The 17721-nt window shown below is 63.1% G+C and carries 12 protein-coding genes, 1 tRNA gene and 1 pseudogene; all 14 read left to right on the top strand.

From position 1 onward, the window contains the following. Positions 1-131: pseudogene (locus tag KW835_RS15215) on the top strand (elongation factor Tu); the annotation flags it as partial. An 18-nt stretch (positions 132-149) separates the two neighbouring features. After that, positions 150-225, top strand: a tRNA-Trp gene (locus KW835_RS15210). 90 nt (positions 226-315) lie between these two features. Next, the gene (gene secE, locus KW835_RS15205) at positions 316-702 is read left to right on the top strand and encodes a preprotein translocase subunit SecE (protein ID WP_218383758.1); all 387 of its coding nucleotides are present in this window, start codon (positions 316-318) and stop codon (positions 700-702) included. Further along, the gene (nusG, locus tag KW835_RS15200) at positions 699-1295 is read left to right on the top strand and encodes a transcription termination/antitermination protein NusG (protein ID WP_218383756.1); all 597 of its coding nucleotides are present in this window, start codon (positions 699-701) and stop codon (positions 1293-1295) included. Before secE ends, nusG begins: the two co-directional genes overlap by 4 nt. A gap of 145 nt (positions 1296-1440) precedes the next feature. Continuing rightward, positions 1441-1872 (top strand): 50S ribosomal protein L11, encoded by a 432-nt coding sequence (gene rplK / locus KW835_RS15195; RefSeq protein ID WP_218383753.1) that lies wholly within the window; start codon positions 1441-1443, stop codon positions 1870-1872. A gap of 1 nt (position 1873) precedes the next feature. After that, positions 1874-2569, top strand: a complete 696-nt coding sequence (rplA, locus tag KW835_RS15190) for a 50S ribosomal protein L1 (protein ID WP_218383752.1) — start codon at positions 1874-1876, stop codon at positions 2567-2569. A 236-nt stretch (positions 2570-2805) separates the two neighbouring features. Then, positions 2806-3330 carry a 50S ribosomal protein L10 gene (gene rplJ / locus KW835_RS15185; protein WP_218383751.1) on the top strand — a complete coding sequence of 175 codons (525 nt, stop codon included), beginning with the start codon at positions 2806-2808 and terminating at the stop codon, positions 3328-3330. Positions 3331-3370: 40 nt separating this feature from the next. Continuing rightward, complete coding sequence (gene rplL / locus KW835_RS15180; RefSeq protein WP_218383750.1) at positions 3371-3748, top strand: 50S ribosomal protein L7/L12; 378 nt, start codon at positions 3371-3373, stop codon at positions 3746-3748. A 339-nt stretch (positions 3749-4087) separates the two neighbouring features. Further along, entirely contained in the window at positions 4088-8200 is a 4113-nt protein-coding gene (gene rpoB / locus KW835_RS15175) for a DNA-directed RNA polymerase subunit beta (protein WP_218383748.1), read from the top strand. A 21-nt stretch (positions 8201-8221) separates the two neighbouring features. Continuing rightward, positions 8222-12463 carry a DNA-directed RNA polymerase subunit beta' gene (gene rpoC / locus KW835_RS15170; RefSeq protein WP_218383746.1) on the top strand — a complete coding sequence of 1414 codons (4242 nt, stop codon included), beginning with the start codon at positions 8222-8224 and terminating at the stop codon, positions 12461-12463. Positions 12464-12671: 208 nt separating this feature from the next. Beyond that, a complete protein-coding gene (locus KW835_RS15165; RefSeq protein ID WP_218383744.1) occupies positions 12672-13289 on the top strand; it encodes a LemA family protein in 618 nt (205 codons plus the stop codon). A gap of 56 nt (positions 13290-13345) precedes the next feature. After that, positions 13346-14785 carry a 16S rRNA (cytosine(967)-C(5))-methyltransferase RsmB gene (gene rsmB, locus KW835_RS15160; protein ID WP_218383742.1) on the top strand — a complete coding sequence of 480 codons (1440 nt, stop codon included), beginning with the start codon at positions 13346-13348 and terminating at the stop codon, positions 14783-14785. 43 nt (positions 14786-14828) lie between these two features. Next, positions 14829-15410 (top strand): DUF4390 domain-containing protein, encoded by a 582-nt coding sequence (locus tag KW835_RS15155; protein ID WP_370633631.1) that lies wholly within the window; start codon positions 14829-14831, stop codon positions 15408-15410. Next, entirely contained in the window at positions 15407-17719 is a 2313-nt protein-coding gene (locus KW835_RS15150; protein WP_218383740.1) for an ATP-binding protein, read from the top strand. Before KW835_RS15155 ends, KW835_RS15150 begins: the two co-directional genes overlap by 4 nt. The last annotated feature ends 2 nt before the right edge of the window (positions 17720-17721 follow it).

Genomic DNA, 17721 nt, shown 5'->3' with positions numbered 1-17721 from the left:
TGCCTGGCGACAACGTGTCGATCACCGTCAAGCTGATCAACCCCATCGCCATGGAAGAAGGTCTGCGCTTCGCTATCCGCGAAGGCGGCCGTACCGTGGGCGCTGGCGTCGTGGCCAAGATCATTGCCTAAGCCGGGCAAGGTAAATACAGGGGTATAGCTCAATTGGCAGAGCGTCGGTCTCCAAAACCGAAGGTTGTAGGTTCGATTCCTACTGCCCCTGCCACTTGACAGTGGCCTCCAACAAGCCCGCCAGACCCTGGCGGGCTTCGGTGTCTTAAGTGACGCCAGGACTCGTAGCAGGAATTACTCAAACATGGCCACTTCACAGGTTGAAACCGTCAATACAGGCGCTGACAAAGCCAAGCTCGCGGCAGTGGTGGCTTTGGTCATTGCGTCGGTGGCGGGTTTCTATTTGCTGAGCAAGCAGGGCGTATACGTCCAATGGGCGGCGCTGATTGTCGGCTTGGTGGCGGCTGTGGCTGTGTTCCTAGTGTCCGAGCCGGGTCGCCAGTTTGTCGCCTTTGCGCAAGATGCTTGGCGAGAAGTCAAGAAAGTAGTCTGGCCAACTCGCAAGGAAACCTTGCAGATGACCGCGTATGTGTTCGCCTTCGTGGTGATCATGGCGCTTTTCCTGTGGTTTACCGACAAGACGCTGGAGTGGGTTTTGTACGACTTGATTTTGGGATGGAGAAAGTCATGACGAGCGCTACGGAAATCACTGGAGCTGAGGCTCCTTCTGGCGCTTCTGCTGCGGCCAATCCCGATCTGCGCTGGTACATCGTCCATGCCTACTCGGGCATGGAAAAGGCTGTAGAGCGCAACATCCAGGAGCGCATCGCCCGTTCGGGCATGGAGGCCAAGTTCGGGCGAATTCTCGTCCCCACTGAAGAAGTGGTGGAGATGAAGAATGGCCAGCGCAAGACGACCGAGCGCCGACTGTTTCCTGGCTATGTGTTCGTTGAAATGATCATGGACGACGACACCTGGCATTTGGTGAAGCACACCAGCAAGGTGACGGGTTTTGTGGGTGGTGCAAAAAACCGGCCCGCTCCCATCTCGGAAGACGAGGTTCAAAAGATCGTCAGCCAGATGCAGGAAGGCACGGACAAGCCACGCCACAAGATCGAGTTCATGGTGGGCGAGCTCGTCCGCGTCAAGGAAGGTCCGTTCACGGACTTCAATGGGTCAGTCGAAGAAGTCAACTACGAAAAGAGCCGTGTGCGCGTTTCCGTGATGATTTTCGGCCGCTCCACACCCGTGGAGCTGGAATTCGGCCAGGTCGAGAAGACCTGACCCGCAACAACTGCGCGAGCCGCGCAGGAAGAATTGGATCCCGCGCTTTCGACTCGGCGCGGAGATCGTCACAAAGAGTCTTAACCCCGGGGAGCCGATGCTGCATGTTGCAGCGGATGGCGTGATCACCCGCAAGGAGTAAACCATGGCGAAGAAAATCGTCGGTTTTATCAAGCTGCAAGTTCCAGCTGGTAAGGCCAATCCATCCCCACCTATCGGCCCGGCATTGGGTCAGCGTGGCCTCAACATCATGGAGTTCTGCAAGGCATTCAATGCGCAGACCCAGGGTGTTGAGCCAGGCCTGCCACTGCCTGTGGTCATCACGGCATTTGCAGACAAGAGCTTCACCTTCATCATCAAGACGCCGCCCGCGACGACCCTGATCAAGAAGGCCATCAAGCTCGAAAAGGGTTCGCCCAACGCGCTGAAGACCAAGGTCGGCAAGATCACTCGTGCACAGCTCGAGGAAATCGCCAAGACCAAGCTCAAGGACATGAACGCTGCCAACGTCGACGCCGCTGTGCGCACGCTGGCTGGCTCTGCACGCTCGATGGGCGTGACGGTGGAGGGTTTGTAAGATGGCCAAGCTGACAAAGAAGCAAAAAGCCCTGCAGGGCAAGGTCGACAGCACCAAGCTGTACGCTTTCGCCGAAGCAGTCGCGATCGTGAAGGAAGCTGCTACCGCCAAGTTCGATGAATCCATCGATGTGGCTGTGCAACTGGGCATCGACGCCAAGAAGTCTGACCAGGTCGTGCGTGGCGCTGTCGTGCTGCCCAACGGTACCGGCAAGACGACCCGCGTGGCGGTGTTCGCCCAAGGCGCCAAGGCTGAAGAAGCCAAGGCAGCTGGCGCAGACGTGGTCGGCATGGACGATCTGGCTGCCATGGTCAAGGCGGGCGACATGCCTTTCGACGTGGTGATCGCTGCCCCCGACGCGATGCGCGTCGTCGGTACGCTCGGCCAAATTCTGGGCCCACGCGGCCTGATGCCCAACCCCAAGGTGGGCACTGTGACGCCTGACGTTGCTACGGCCGTGAAGAACGCCAAGGCAGGTCAAGTGCAGTTCCGCGTGGACAAGGCCGGCATCGTGCACAGCACCATTGGCCGCCGCTCGTTCGACAACGACAAGCTGCAAGGCAACCTGGCTGCACTGATCGAAGCGCTGAACAAGGCCAAGCCTGCGACCAGCAAGGGTCTTTACCTGCGCAAGGTGGCTGTGTCTTCCACGATGGGCCTGGGCGTCCGCGTAGATACGCAAACCATCGCAGCGTAATTGCAAAAAATCTTCGGGCTTGCCTTCGGGTCGGTCCGATGTGGTGGGCTGGGGCTGCTTTGGCAGTCCCAGGCCATCCAAGACCGTTGGCGTGCGAATCCGTCGTGCTTAAAGCCAGAAAAGGCGCCAACGCAGATGGCGATCCCGCTGCAGATGGAAATTTTCCTGAACAGTTGGTCGCTGCAACAAGAGCGCGCACAAGGCCATTGCCGAGTGCGCATTTTAAGGAGTAGACCTTGAGTCTTAATCGCAGTGAGAAAGAAGCGGTCATCAGTGAAGTGACCAGCCTCGCCGCTAAAGCTCAAACGCTTGTGATCGCGGAATACCGCGGCATCACGGTCGCCGACATGACCAAACTGCGTGTTGATGCCCGCAGCAAGGGCGTGACCCTGAGTGTTCTGAAGAACACCCTGGCTCGCCGTGCTGTGGCAGGCAGCGCGTTTGACGTGGTGGCAGACCAGATGACCGGTCCTCTGATCTACGGCTTCTCCGAAGACGCTGTGGCCGCCGCCAAGGTGGTGGCCGATTTCGCGAAGACCAACGACAAGCTGGTGATTCGCGGTGGCGCTTTCGGTGGTAAGGCCCTGGATGTCAACGGCGTTAAGCAACTGGCCAACATTCCTTCCAAGGAAGTTCTGCTGGCACAGATTTGTGGCTTGCTTATGTCCCCCATGTCGCGTACGGCCGTTGTGCTGGGCGCACTGGCGGCGAAAAAAGGCGAAGGCGCTGCCGCACCGGCCGCCGAACCTGCAGCGGCTTGATAGCCGGGCAGTCAACCAACACAATTGTTAGGAAATCAAAATGGCATTCGATAAAGACGCATTCTTGACCGCTCTGGACAGCATGACGGTTCTGGAACTCAATGACCTGGTGAAGGCCATTGAAGAGAAGTTCGGCGTGAGCGCTGCAGCCATGGCTGCACCCGCCGCGGGCGGTGGCGGCGGCGCTGCTGCAGCTGCTGAAGAGAAGACGGAATTCAACGTTGTGCTGACCGAAGCCGGCGCCAACAAGGTGTCCGTCATCAAGGCAGTGCGTGAAATCACGGGCCTGGGCCTGAAGGAAGCCAAGGACCTGGTGGATGGCGCTCCAAAGAACGTCAAGGAAGGCATTGCCAAGGCCGACGCCGAAGCTGCCGTCAAGAAGCTGGTGGAAGCCGGCGCCAAGGCTGAACTGAAGTAATTCGGTCCCGTTCAAGGGCTGGAGTGCTCCTCACGGGCCTCCAGCCTTTGGTGCTTTCAGAGCGCACTTGAAAACCGGCTTGGCCGGTTTCCCGCAGGCCCAAGCCGACGGAAAGCCCGAAGAGGCGTTCCCGAAGGACCCAAGCCGACGGAAAGCCCACACCGGTTTTCAAGTGTCTTCTGTCAATCCCGACAGCAGAAGATGCCTTGGTTCGGGTGATGTGCAACGCATCACCGTCCGCCATGGTTGGTAGTGGCCAACCGCCAAGCCCGCACGGAAACCTCTCCCTGCGGGTCAGTCGTCGAAGACCCAGGACTCATGTCTTTGCCCGGAGATCTCATGGCCTATTCCTACACCGAACGCAAGCGAATCCGCAAGAGCTTCGGCACCCGCGATAGCGTGCTCGAAGTTCCTTATCTGCTACAAATGCAGAAGGACGCATACACCGCATTCCTGCAGGCGGACAAAGCACCGCTGAAACGCACCATCGAAGGCCTGCAGGCCGCGTTCGACGCTGCTTTCCCTATCGTCTCCCACAACGGTTTTGTGGAGATGAAGTTCATCGAGTACAACCTGGCCAAGCCCGCCTTTGACGTGCGCGAATGCCAGACCCGTGGCCTCACATTCGCCTCGGCTGTGCGCGCCAAGGTCCAGCTGATCATCTACGACCGTGAATCCTCGACGTCGCAGTCCAAGGTGGTCAAGGAAGTGAAGGAGCAAGAGGTCTACATGGGCGAGGTGCCTTTGATGACCGACAAGGGCTCGTTCATCATCAACGGCACTGAACGCGTGATCGTGTCCCAGCTGCACCGCTCGCCAGGCGTGTTCTTCGAACACGACAAGGGCAAGACGCACAGCTCGGGCAAGCTGCTGTTTTCGGCACGCATCATTCCTTACCGCGGCTCCTGGCTGGACTTCGAATTCGACCCGAAGGACATCCTGTACTTCCGCGTGGATCGTCGCCGCAAGATGCCGGTCACCATCCTGCTCAAGGCCATCGGCCTGAACCCCGAATCGATCCTGGCGAATTTCTTCGTCAATGACAACTTCCGCCTGATGGACAGCGGCGCGCAGATGGAGTTCGTCTCCGAGCGCCTGCGTGGCGAAGTGGCCCGCTTCGACATCACCGACAAGTCCGGCAAAGTCGTGGTGGCCAAGGACAAACGCGTCACCGCCCGCCATACCCGCGAACTGGAGCAGTCCGGCACCACGCACATCAGCGTGCCCGAAGACTTCCTGATCGGCCGAGTCGTCGCCCGCAACATCGTGGATGCTGACACCGGTGAAATCGTCGCCAAGGCGAACGACGAGTTGACCGAAGCACTGCTCAAGAAGCTGCGCTCGGCCGGCGTGCAGGAACTGCAGGTCATCTACACCAACGAACTCGACCAGGGCGCCTACATCTCGCAGACGCTGCGCATCGACGAAACGGTGGACGAATTCGCAGCCCGCGTGGCCATCTACCGCATGATGCGCCCCGGCGAGCCGCCGACGGAAGACGCCGTGCAGGCCCTGTTCCAGCGGCTGTTCTACAACCCCGACACGTACGACCTGTCGCGCGTGGGCCGCATGAAGTTCAACGCCAAGATCGGCCGCGACGAGTCCACCGGCCCCATGGTGCTGTCCAACGAAGACATCCTGGCCGTGGTCAAGATCCTCGTGGATCTGCGCAACGGCAACGGCGAAGTCGATGACATCGATCACCTGGGCAACCGCCGCGTGCGCTGCGTGGGCGAACTGGCCGAAAACCAGTACCGCACGGGCCTGGCTCGTATCGAGAAGGCTGTGAAGGAACGTCTGGGCCAAGCCGAGCAAGAGCCGCTCATGCCCCACGACCTGATCAACAGCAAGCCGATCTCGGCCGCCCTGAAGGAATTCTTCGGTGCGTCGCAGCTGTCGCAGTTCATGGACCAGACCAATCCTCTGGCCGAAATCACGCACAAGCGCCGTGTTTCCGCTCTGGGCCCAGGCGGTCTGACCCGCGAGCGCGCAGGCTTCGAAGTGCGCGACGTTCACGTGACCCACTATGGCCGCGTCTGCCCTATCGAAACGCCTGAAGGCCCGAACATCGGCCTGATCAACTCGCTGGCCCTGTATGCCCGCCTGAACGAGTACGGTTTCATCGAAACCCCGTACCGCCGTGTGGTGGACGGCCAGGTCACGAACGAGATCGACTATCTGTCGGCCATCGAAGAAGGCAAGTACGTGATCGCGCAGGCCAACGCCGTGCTCGACAAGGACAACCGCCTGACCGGCGAGCTGGTGTCTGCCCGTGAAAAGGGCGAATCCATCCTGTGCGGCGCAGACCGCGTGCAGTACATGGACGTGTCGCCTGCGCAGATCGTGTCGGTGGCCGCTTCGCTGGTTCCGTTCCTGGAGCACGACGATGCGAACCGCGCGCTGATGGGCGCCAACATGTCGCGCCAGGCCGTGCCCGTGCTGCGTCCCGAGAAGCCGCTGGTGGGCACGGGCATCGAACGCGTGGCCGCTGTCGATTCCGGCACCGTGGTCACCGCCACGCGTGGCGGTATCGTCGACTACGTGGATGCCACCCGCATCGTGGTGCGCGTGAATGACGACGAAGCCGTGGCCGGTGAAGTGGGTGTGGACATCTACAACCTCATCAAGTACCAGCGTTCCAACCAGAACACCAACATCCATCAGCGTCCCATCGTCCAGAAGGGCGACAAGCTGGTCAAGGGTGACGTGATCGCCGACGGCGCATCGACGGACTTCGGCGAAATCGCCATCGGCCAGAACATGCTGATCGCCTTCATGCCCTGGAACGGCTACAACTTCGAAGACTCGATCCTGATCTCCGAACGCGTGGTCGCCGAAGACCGCTACACCTCGATCCACATCGAGGAACTGGTGGTCATGGCCCGCGACACGAAGCTGGGCGCCGAAGAAATCACACGCGACATTCCGAACCTGTCGGAGCAGCAACTGAACCGTCTGGACGAGTCCGGCATCATCTACGTGGGCGCTGAAGTGCAGCCCGGCGATACGCTGGTGGGCAAGGTCACGCCCAAGGGCGAGACCACGCTCACGCCTGAAGAAAAGCTCCTGCGCGCCATCTTCGGAGAGAAGGCATCCGACGTGAAGGACACCTCGCTGCGCGTGGACCAGGGCTCGTCGGGCACTGTGATCGACGTGCAGGTGTTCACCCGCGAAGGCATCCAGCGCGACAAGCGCGCCCAGCAGATCATCGACGATGAACTCAAGCGCTTCCGCCTGGACCTGAACGACCAGCTGCGCATCGTCGAGGCCGACGCCTTCGACCGTATCGAGAAGCTGCTGAACAACCGCGTGGCCAACGGCGGCCCGCAAAAGCTGGCCAAGGGCACGAAGATCGACAAGGCCTACCTGGCCTCGGTCGAGAAGTTCCACTGGTTCGACATCCGTCCTGCTGAAGACGAAGTCGCTACGCAACTCGAATCCATCAAGAACGCTCTGGAGCAGACGCGCCACAGCTTCGACCTGGCTTTCGAAGAAAAGCGCAAGAAGCTCACGCAAGGCGATGAGCTGCCTGCTGGCGTGCTCAAGATGGTCAAGGTCTACCTGGCCGTCAAGCGCCGCCTTCAGCCCGGTGACAAGATGGCCGGCCGCCACGGCAACAAGGGTGTGGTGTCCAAGATCGTTCCGGTCGAAGACATGCCCTACATGGCCGACGGCACCCCTGCCGACATCGTTCTGAACCCGCTGGGCGTGCCTTCACGGATGAACATCGGCCAGGTGCTGGAAGTTCACCTCGGCTGGGCCGGCAAGGGTATCGGCCAGCGCATCGGCAACATGCTGCAGGAGCAGGCCAAGGCCTCCGAGCTGCGCAAGTTCATGGAAGAGGTCTACAACTCCCGTGGCCGGACCGAAGACCTGTCTCAACTGAGCGATGACGAACTCATGGCCATGGCAGCGAACCTCTCCAACGGCGTGCCTTATGCCACCCCGGTGTTCGATGGTGCTTCGGAAGAAGAAATCAAGGACATGCTGAAGATCGCCTACCCGGACGACATCGCCGAGCGCAAGGGCCTCACGTCCACGCGCACGCAGGCGTATCTGTTCGACGGCCGCACCGGCGAGCGCTTCGAGCGTCCGACGACCATCGGCTACATGCACTACCTGAAGCTGCACCACTTGGTGGATGACAAGATGCACGCCCGCTCGACCGGCCCTTACTCGCTCGTCACGCAGCAGCCGCTGGGCGGCAAGGCGCAGTTCGGTGGCCAGCGTTTCGGGGAAATGGAAGTGTGGGCGCTGGAAGCTTACGGCGCCGCCTACGTGCTGCAGGAAATGCTGACGGTGAAGTCCGACGACGTGGTGGGCCGTACCAAGGTGTACGAGTCCATCGTCAAGGGCGAACACGCGATCGAAGCCGGCATGCCGGAATCGTTCAACGTGCTGGTCAAGGAAATCCGTTCGCTGGGCCTGGACATCGAGCTGGAACGCTCCTAAGCAGAAAAGGAAAGAGTCACTATGAAATCGCTACTCGACCTGTTCAAGCAATTCACGCCGGACGAGCATTTCGATGCCATCCGCATCGGCATGGCTTCGCCCGAGAAGATCCGTTCGTGGTCTTTTGGCGAAGTGAAGAAGCCCGAGACCATCAACTACCGCACGTTCAAGCCCGAACGCGACGGCCTGTTCTGCGCGAAGATCTTCGGCCCCATCAAGGACTACGAGTGCCTGTGCGGCAAGTACAAGCGTCTGAAGCACCGCGGCGTGATCTGCGAGAAGTGCGGCGTTGAAGTCACGCAGACCAAGGTGCGCCGCGAGCGCATGGGTCACATCGACCTGGCCGCGCCCTGCGCGCACATCTGGTTCCTGAAGTCGCTGCCATCGCGCCTGGGTTTGGTGCTGGACATGACGCTGCGCGACATCGAACGCGTGCTGTACTTCGAAGCCTACGTGGTCACCGACCCTGGCATGACCCCGCTGAAGAAGTTCAGCATCATGTCTGAGGACGACTACGACGCAAAGCGCAAGGAATACGGCGACGAGTTCATCGCCAAGATGGGCGCCGAAGGTATCAAGGACCTGCTGGAGTCCATCGATATCGACCTGTCGATCGAACGCCTGCGCGGCGACCTGACCGGCTCCGAAGTCAAGGTCAAGAAGAACGCCAAGCGCCTGAAGGTGCTGGAAGCCTTCAAGAAGTCGGGCATCAAGCCCGAGTGGATGGTGCTCGAAGTGCTGCCCGTTCTGCCACCGGACCTGCGTCCGCTGGTGCCGCTCGATGGCGGCCGCTTCGCCACGTCCGACCTGAACGACCTGTACCGCCGCGTCATCAACCGCAACTCGCGTCTGCGCCGCCTGCTGGAGCTGAAGGCCCCGGAAATCATCGCCCGCAACGAAAAGCGGATGCTGCAGGAAGCCGTCGACTCGCTGCTGGACAACGGCCGCCGCGGCAAGGCCATGACGGGCGCCAACAAGCGCGCGCTGAAGTCGCTGGCCGACATGATCAAGGGCAAGTCCGGCCGTTTCCGCCAGAACCTGCTGGGCAAGCGGGTGGACTACTCGGGCCGTTCCGTGATCACCGTGGGCCCGACGCTCAAGCTGCACCAGTGCGGTCTGCCCAAGCTGATGGCCCTGGAGCTGTTCAAGCCCTTCATCTTCTCGCGCCTGGAAGCCATGGGCATCGCGACGACGATCAAGGCTGCCAAGAAGGAAGTCGAATCCGGCACGCCGGTGGTGTGGGACATCCTCGAAGAGGTCATCAAGGAACACCCCGTGATGCTCAACCGTGCGCCTACGCTGCACCGTCTGGGCATCCAGGCGTTCGAGCCCATCCTGATCGAAGGCAAGGCCATTCAGCTGCACCCTCTCGTCTGCGCGGCCTTCAACGCCGACTTCGACGGTGACCAGATGGCTGTCCACGTGCCACTGTCGGTGGAAGCGCAGATGGAAGCCCGCACACTGATGCTGGCCTCCAACAACGTGCTGTTCCCCGCGTCGGGCGAACCCTCCATCGTGCCTTCGCAGGACGTGGTGCTGGGCCTGTACTACGCCACCCGCGACCGCATCAACGGCAAGGGCGAAGGCCTGGTGTTTGCCGACACCGGCGAAGTGCAGCGCGCGCTGGACGCGGGCCAGGTCGAACTGGCTGCCAAGATCACGGTGCGCATGACCGAGTGGACCAAGAACAAGGAAACGGGCGAATTCGTTCCGTCCACCTCGCTCGTGGAAACCACTGCCGGCCGTGCCCTGCTGTCCGAGATCCTGCCCAAGGGCCTGCCGTTCTCCAACATGAACAAGGCGCTCAAGAAGAAGGAAATCTCGCGCCTGATCAACGTGTCCTTCCGCAAGTGCGGCCTGAAGGAAACGGTCGTGTTCGCCGACAAGCTGCTGCAAAACGGCTTCCGTCTGGCCACGCGCGCCGGCATCTCTATCGCCATCGACGACATGCTGGTGCCTCCGCAAAAGGCCGGCATCATCGAGCGCTCCGAGAAGGAAGTGAAGGAGATCGAACAGCAGTATGTGTCCGGTCTCGTCACCTCCGGCGAGCGCTACAACAAGGTGGTGGACATCTGGGGCAAGGCCGGCGACGAAGTGTCCAAGGTCATGATGGCCCAGCTGTCCAAGCAGAAGGTCACCGACCGCCACGGCAAGGAAGTGGACCAGGAGTCCTTCAACTCCATCTACATGATGGCCGACTCCGGCGCCCGCGGCTCTGCCGCCCAGATCCGCCAGGTGGCCGGCATGCGGGGTCTGATGGCCAAGCCTGACGGCTCGATCATCGAGACGCCCATCACCGCGAACTTCCGCGAAGGCCTGAACGTGCTGGAGTACTTCATCTCCACCCACGGTGCCCGTAAGGGTCTGGCCGACACGGCGCTGAAGACGGCCAACTCCGGCTACCTGACGCGCCGCCTGGTGGACGTGACGCAGGATCTGGTCGTGACTGAAGAGGATTGCGGCACTTCCAATGGCTCGCTGATGCGCGCCATCGTCGAAGGCGGTGAAGTGATCGAATCGCTGCGCGACCGAATTCTCGGCCGCACCGCTGCCGAAGACGTGCTGCACCCCGAAACCCGTGCGGTGCTGGTGCCTGCCGGCGTGATGCTGGAAGAAGACCTCATCGAGGAAATCGAAGGCGCAGGCGTGGACGAAGTCAAGGTGCGCACGGCGCTGACCTGCGAAACCCGCTACGGCCTGTGCGCCAAGTGCTACGGCCGCGACCTGGGCCGTGGCGGCCTGATCAACCTCGGCGAAGCCGTGGGTGTGATCGCCGCCCAGTCCATCGGCGAGCCAGGCACGCAGCTGACCATGCGTACGTTCCACATCGGTGGTGCGGCTTCGCGTGCGGCCATTGCGTCCAGCGTGGAAGCCAAGTCCAACGGCGTGATCGGCTTCAACGCCACGATGCGCTACGTGAGCAACACCAAGGGCGAGCTGGTCGTCATTGCGCGTTCGGGTGAAATCATCATCCACGACGAGCATGGCCGCGAGCGCGAACGCCACAAGGTGCCTTACGGCGCGACGCTGACGGTCAAGGCCGACCAGCAGATCAAGGCCGGCACGATCCTGGCCAACTGGGATCCGCTGACCCGACCCATCATCACCGAGTTCGCCGGTCAGACCAAGTTCGAGAACGTCGAAGAAGGTCTCACGGTGGCCAAGCAGGTCGACGAAGTGACCGGTCTGTCCACGCTGGTGGTGATCGATCCGAAGCGCCGCGGTGCCGCCAAGGTGGTGCGTCCGCAGGTGAAGCTGATCGACGCCCAGGGCAACGAAGTGAAGATCCCCGGCACCGACCACTCTGTGACCATCGGCTTCCAGGTCGGCGCTCTGATTCAGGTGCGCGATGGCCAGGACGTGGGCCCCGGCGAGGTGCTGGCGCGTATTCCGGTCGAAGGCCAGAAGACCCGCGACATTACCGGCGGTCTGCCCCGCGTGGCCGAGCTGTTCGAAGCCCGTACGCCGAAGGACAAGGGCACGCTGGCCGAGATGACCGGTACCGTGTCGTTCGGCAAGGAAACCAAGGGCAAGGTCCGCTTGCAGATCACCGACCCCGAAGGCCACGTGTTCGAAGAACTCGTGCCCAAGGAAAAGAACATCCTGGTGCACGAAGGGCAGGTGGTGAACAAGGGCGAATCGATTGTGGACGGCCCGGCCGATCCGCAAGACATCCTGCGCCTCTTGGGTATCGAGGAGCTGTCGCGCTACATCGTCGATGAAGTGCAGGACGTGTACCGCTTGCAGGGCGTGAAGATCAACGACAAGCACATCGAGGTGATCGTTCGCCAGATGCTGCGCCGCGTCGTGGTCGAGAACGTCGGCGAGTCGAACTACATCGCAGGCGAGCAGGTCGAGCGTTCCGAGATCCTGAACACCAACGAGGCACTGCAGTCCGAAGGCAAGATTCCTGCGACCTACAGCAACCTGCTGCTGGGTATCACGAAGGCATCGCTGTCGACCGACTCGTTCATCTCGGCGGCTTCCTTCCAGGAAACCACCCGCGTGCTCACCGAGGCTGCCATCATGGGCAAGCGCGACGAGCTGCGTGGTCTGAAGGAAAACGTGATCGTGGGCCGTCTGATCCCCGCCGGTACGGGCCTGGCCTACCATCAGGCACGCAAGGCCAAGGACGCCATGGACGACGCCGAGCGCCGCGCCATCGCCGAAGCCGAAGCGGCAGAGATGGAAGCCCAGGCGGATGCGGCCGAAGTCGAAGGCAGCGGTGCCACGGCGTCTGCCGGCGACAGCGCTGCCGATTGAGGCCCCGGCAGCGGTCGGACACATCTTCGCTGCGTGCGAAAGACTTGTCCGCCGTTGCCCTGAGCCCCGGGCGTTCAAGTTTGAAAACGCTCCCGCCCTGTCCTAGGCAGGCCGGGGGCGTTTTTTTCTGGCCGCTGGTTTCCAGGTCATTCCTACTTCTTCTTTTATCGGGCCCTGCGCGCCAATTCCGCGCAGCTGGCGTCTGTGCATGTGGTCATCGCCTCTTTTCTGGATCGTCATCGCCATCGCGCTGTTCTGGGCGCTGGGCGCCTACAACCGGCTGATGCGGCTGCGTTCAGCCGTGGTGCAATCGTTCGGCAGTTTTGACGCGCACATGGTGCGTCTGCTGGCGCTGCTGGGAGAGTTCCATGCGTTTTGCACCGTGCAGCGTGAAGCATCGGCGGCGGCGAGTCCGGTGGACCAGGAGATCGCCGCGCTGCATGGCGCGGCCACGCAGCTGAGCGCATCGCTCGCCGTGGCACGGGCCCGGCCCCTGCGCTCCGATGCGATGGCTGCGCTGGCCGCTGCGCGCGACGTGCTGCATGCCAGCTGGCCCGGTGCGCTGCACAAGGCGCAAGAAACAGCCACCCCGGCCGAGGCCATCGGCCAAGCCGGTGAGGGTAAGGGTGAGGGTGAGGCAACGCCGGCCGAGCCGGTGCCACCCGGCTTGCTTTGGACGGCTCGCTGGAGCGACCATGTGCAGCAGAACGAACAGGCCATCGCGGTGTTCAATGACGCCGTGGTGCAATACAACGCAGCCATTGCACAGTTTCCAGCCAACCTGTTGGCCTGGGCGTTTGGTTTCAAGACGGCGCGCGGGCTCTAGGTCGCGAACATGGCCAAGTGCTCGCTCACATTCCAGCTGTCTCAAAAGGATCAACGATGAGCCCTTCACCCCTGAAAGGCGGCGCCCCCCGTGGCGCGCAACGCCAGGGCCAAGCTCCTGCAGTTTCGGCCAGGGGAGCGACGCAGCACGACGGCAAGCCGCAGTCCGTGGCGCTGTGGCTGCAATTGCTGGCCGTGGCGGGCTCGTTGCAGGCCATTCGCTCCGGCCAGTCCGGCACCGCAGCGCTGGCCGCCGTGGACGCGGTGTTGCGACCGGGCGTGCAGGCCCTGCTGTTCCAGGTGCTGCGCCAGGCTGGCCGCGCCGAAGCCTTGCGCAGGGCGATGGTGCCCCGAACGCCACCGCCTGCTGCAGATGCCCTGCTTTGCACAGCCCTGGCCCTGTGCTGGAACCCCGAGGAGTCTCCTTACGAAGCATTCACCCTCGTGAACCAGGCCGTGGAAGCTGCCAAGCGCCACGCCGCCACCCGCGCACAGTCGTCCTTCATCAACGGTTGCCTGCGCAGGTTCCTGCGCGAGCGCGATGCGCTGGTGCAGCGCACCGACGCCGACCCCCCGGCCCGGTGGAACCATCCCGCTTGGTGGATCGCGCGGTTGCGCAAGGACCACCCGGCACAGTGGGAGCAGATCCTCCGGGCGAATAACGCCCACGCGCCCATGACGCTGCGCGTCAATGTCCAAAAAACCACCTTGACGCTTTACCAGCAAGCGCTGAATGCTATCAATTTTGATTCATCGCCTGTCGGTATGGCCGGGCTGGAGCTGAGCCAGCCGGTGCCTGTGCAGTCCCTGCCGGGATTTGCGGATGGCCACGTGTCCGTGCAGGATGCCGCAGCGCAACTGGCCGCGCCCCTGCTGCTCGAGGGCCTCGACCTCTCACAGCCCCTGCGCGTGCTGGACGCCTGCGCGGCGCCTGGCGGCAAGACCGCTCATTTGCTGGAACTGGCAGGCGAGGGCGCGCCGCTGCAGGTGACGGCGCTGGAGATCGACCCCACCCGCAGCCTCCGCATCGGCGACACGTTGCAGCGGCTGGGCCTGCAGGCGCAGGTGCTGGTGGCGGACGCAGCCCGCCCGGAAGCTTGGTGGCACCAGCACTGCGGCGGCGCGCTGTTCGATGCCATCCTGCTCGACGCGCCCTGCACGGCATCGGGCATTGTGCGGCGCCACCCCGACGTGCGCTGGCTACGCCGCGAGAGCGACATCGCCCAGTTGGCGCAGTTGCAGGCACGCCTGCTGGCCGCCTTGTGGCCGCTCGTGCGCCCCGGTGGGCGGCTTCTTTACTGCACCTGTTCGGTGTTCCGCGCCGAAGGAGAGGGGCAGGTTCAAACGTTTCTTGCGCACAACACCGATGCGCAATTGCTGCCATCGCCCGGCCATTTAATTCCTGGCAACGGCGACAAGGCCGGATCTGTCCGGGACAATCACCTGGGTGAGCACGACGGATTTTTTTACGCACTGTTGCAGAAATCGCCGCAATGAGTCGCAGCGAACTCGTTGGCGTGCCTTTTGCGCTGTTGTGCTTGTGCTATGGACTTGCATCTTTGCGGTCTCCGGCGCGGTCGCGGCGCCGCCAGTCAACCTGGACGGCGGGGACCTGCGCATCGAGCGTGCCGAAGACGGCCTGTACCTGAGCGCCAACCTGCAGGTCGTCTTGCCAGAACTTGCCGAAGACGCACTCTACAAGGGCATCCCCATGTACTTCGTCGCGGAAGCCCAGGTCACCAGGGACCGCTGGTACTGGTACGACCGCCAGGTGGCAGAAACCAGCCGCTACATGCGCCTGAGCTACCAGCCCCTGACCCGCCGCTGGCGGTTGAACCTTTCTCCGGTGCCGTTCACCAACAGTGGCCTGGGCGTGGTGCTGGGCCAGACGTTCGACGACTATGACGACGCCATGTCGGCCATTCAAAGATTTTCCCGCTGGAAGATCGCGGATGGCGATGTGATCGATGCCGATGCTGTGCACACGGTGCATTTTCGCTTTCGTCTGGATACGTCCCAGTTGCCCCGGCCGTTTCAGATCGGCGCCGTGGGACGATCTGGCTGGAACCTGCTGGTGTCGCGCAGCCAGCGCCTGGGCGCAGCCGAACCCGCCGCCAAGTGAGCCCGACCACGCCGAACCCCTCCGCTTCCACCTCCGCCTCTGCGCACGCCGCCGCGCGCCAGTCGCGCGCGGTGCGCTGGGCCGTGGGGGTGGGCGCGGCCATCATGTCGGCGATCGGGCTGGTGCTACTGTTCCTGCTCACCCTGGCCACCAACAACCGGGCGCTGTACGAACGCAACTACGCCTGGCTCTTCGGCGTGAACGTGCTGGTGGCACTGCTGCTGCTGGCCGTGCTGGTCTGGGTCGCCGTTCGCCTGGCCATGCGGCTGCGCAAGGGACGGTTCGGCAGCCGTCTGCTGGTGAAGCTGGCCGCGATCTTCGCGCTGGTCGGGCTGCTGCCCGGGCTGCTGATCTACGTGGTGTCCTACCAGTTCGTCACCCGTTCGATCGAAAGTTGGTTCGATGTGAAGGTGGAAGGGGCGCTCTCGGCAGGGGTGAACCTGGCGCGCGTGTCGCTTGACTCGCTGGCCTCGGACATGGCCTCCAAGACCCGGAACGCGGGTGCGCAGGTCGCCCAGGTGCCCGATGCGGCCTCCGGGCTGGTGCTGGAGCGCATCCGTGACCAACTGGGCGCCACCGACGTGGTGCTCTGGAACGCCGCCGGGCAGGCCGTGGCCAGCGCCGGGCAGTCCCGGTTCAGCCTCAACCCCGAGCGCCCCAGCGCCGCGCTGCTGCGCACCGTGCGCCAGCAGCGTGCCAGCGCCCAGATCGAGGGGCTGGACGATGTCTCCGACCCTGCGGCCGCCCAGAACGCCCGGGTCAAGGTGCTCGCGCTCGTCAGCAACCCCAGCGTCGGTCTCCTGGCCGAACCCCGATACCTGCAGGCCACCCTGCCGCTGCCGGCCGCGCTGGTCGCCAATGCCATCGCTGTGCAGGAGGCCAATCGCGAATACCAGGAGCGTGCGCTGTCCCGCGGCGGGCTGCGGCGCATGTACGTCGGCACGCTGACGCTGAGCCTGTTCCTGGCCGTGTTCGGCGCCGTGCTGCTGGCCGTGCTCCTGGGCAACCAACTGGTGCGTCCCCTGTTGGTGCTGGCCGAGGGCGTGCGCGAGGTGGCGGCAGGCAACCTGAGCCCCAAGGCCGCCCTGCAGGGCAGGGACGAACTGGGTGGCCTTACGCGGTCATTCGCGCTCATGACCCAGCAACTGGCGGACGCCCGCCAGGCCGTGGAACTGAGCATGGGCGAGGTGGATGCCGCGCGGGCCAACCTGCAGACCATCCTCGACAACCTCACGGCGGGCGTCATCGTGCTGGATGAGCAGGGTGTGATCCGCTCGTCCAATCCCGGCGCGACCCGCATCCTTCGTGCCCCCATGGCCGTGTACGAAGGGCGGGCGCTCTCGGAAGTGCCGGGCCTGTCGGAGTTCGCTGCGTCGGTCCAAGGCCATTTCGACGCCTTCCTGGGCGACAACGAGCGCCACGGGCTCGACCACTGGCAGCAGCCGTTCGAGCTGCATGCCTCATCGACCGGTGTCGGGCAGCACGCCACCAGCCTGGTCGCGCGGGGCGCCGAACTGCCAGACTCCGCCCGATTGTTGGTTTTTGACGACATTTCGGAGATTGTTTCTGCGCAGCGTGCGCAAGCTTGGGGCGAGGTAGCTCGCCGCCTCGCGCACGAAATCAAGAACCCGCTGACGCCCATCCAGTTGTCAGCCGAGCGTCTGGAAATGAAGCTCTCAGGCAAGCTGCCGGGCCCCGAGCAGGCCGTGCTTGCCAAGTCCGTCAAGACCATCGTGGAGCAGGTCGATGCCATGAAGCGGCTGGTCAACGAGTTCCGCGACTACGCCCGCCTGCCTGCTGCAGAACTGCATCTGCTGGACTTGAATGCCCTGGTGGCCGACGTGCTGCATCTGTATGGAGAAGAGAACGCCACCGTGCGCGTGGAAGCCGAACTGGACCCCCGCTGCCCCTCGATAGCGGGTGATGCGCAGCAGTTGCGCCAGGTGGTCCACAACCTGCTGCAAAACGCCCAGGACTCTACCGAACAGGCGCGGACCGGCGCAACCACCGAGCCCGCCGAGCCGCTGCCCCCGGTGCGCATCAGCACCCGCTGGAGCGAGTCGTCGCGCCGTGTGCGGCTGACCGTGACCGACAGCGGCGGCGGCTTTCCGGCGCACATCCTGCAGCGCGCGTTCGAGCCCTACGTCACCACCAAACCGCGTGGCACCGGCCTGGGCCTGGCCGTGGTCAAAAAGATCGCCGACGAGCACGGCGCACGCATCGACCTGTCCAACCGCACGGAAGATGGCGTGGTACGCGGAGCCCAAGTGTCGTTATCATTCGCCCCTGAACCAGCGGTGGCGTCATAACA

Origin of the sequence: Acidovorax sp. sic0104, from assembly GCF_019219095.1 — a bacterium.
Taxonomy (GTDB): domain Bacteria; phylum Pseudomonadota; class Gammaproteobacteria; order Burkholderiales; family Burkholderiaceae_C; genus Acidovorax.
This window is presented reverse-complemented; position numbering and strand designations above follow the sequence as displayed.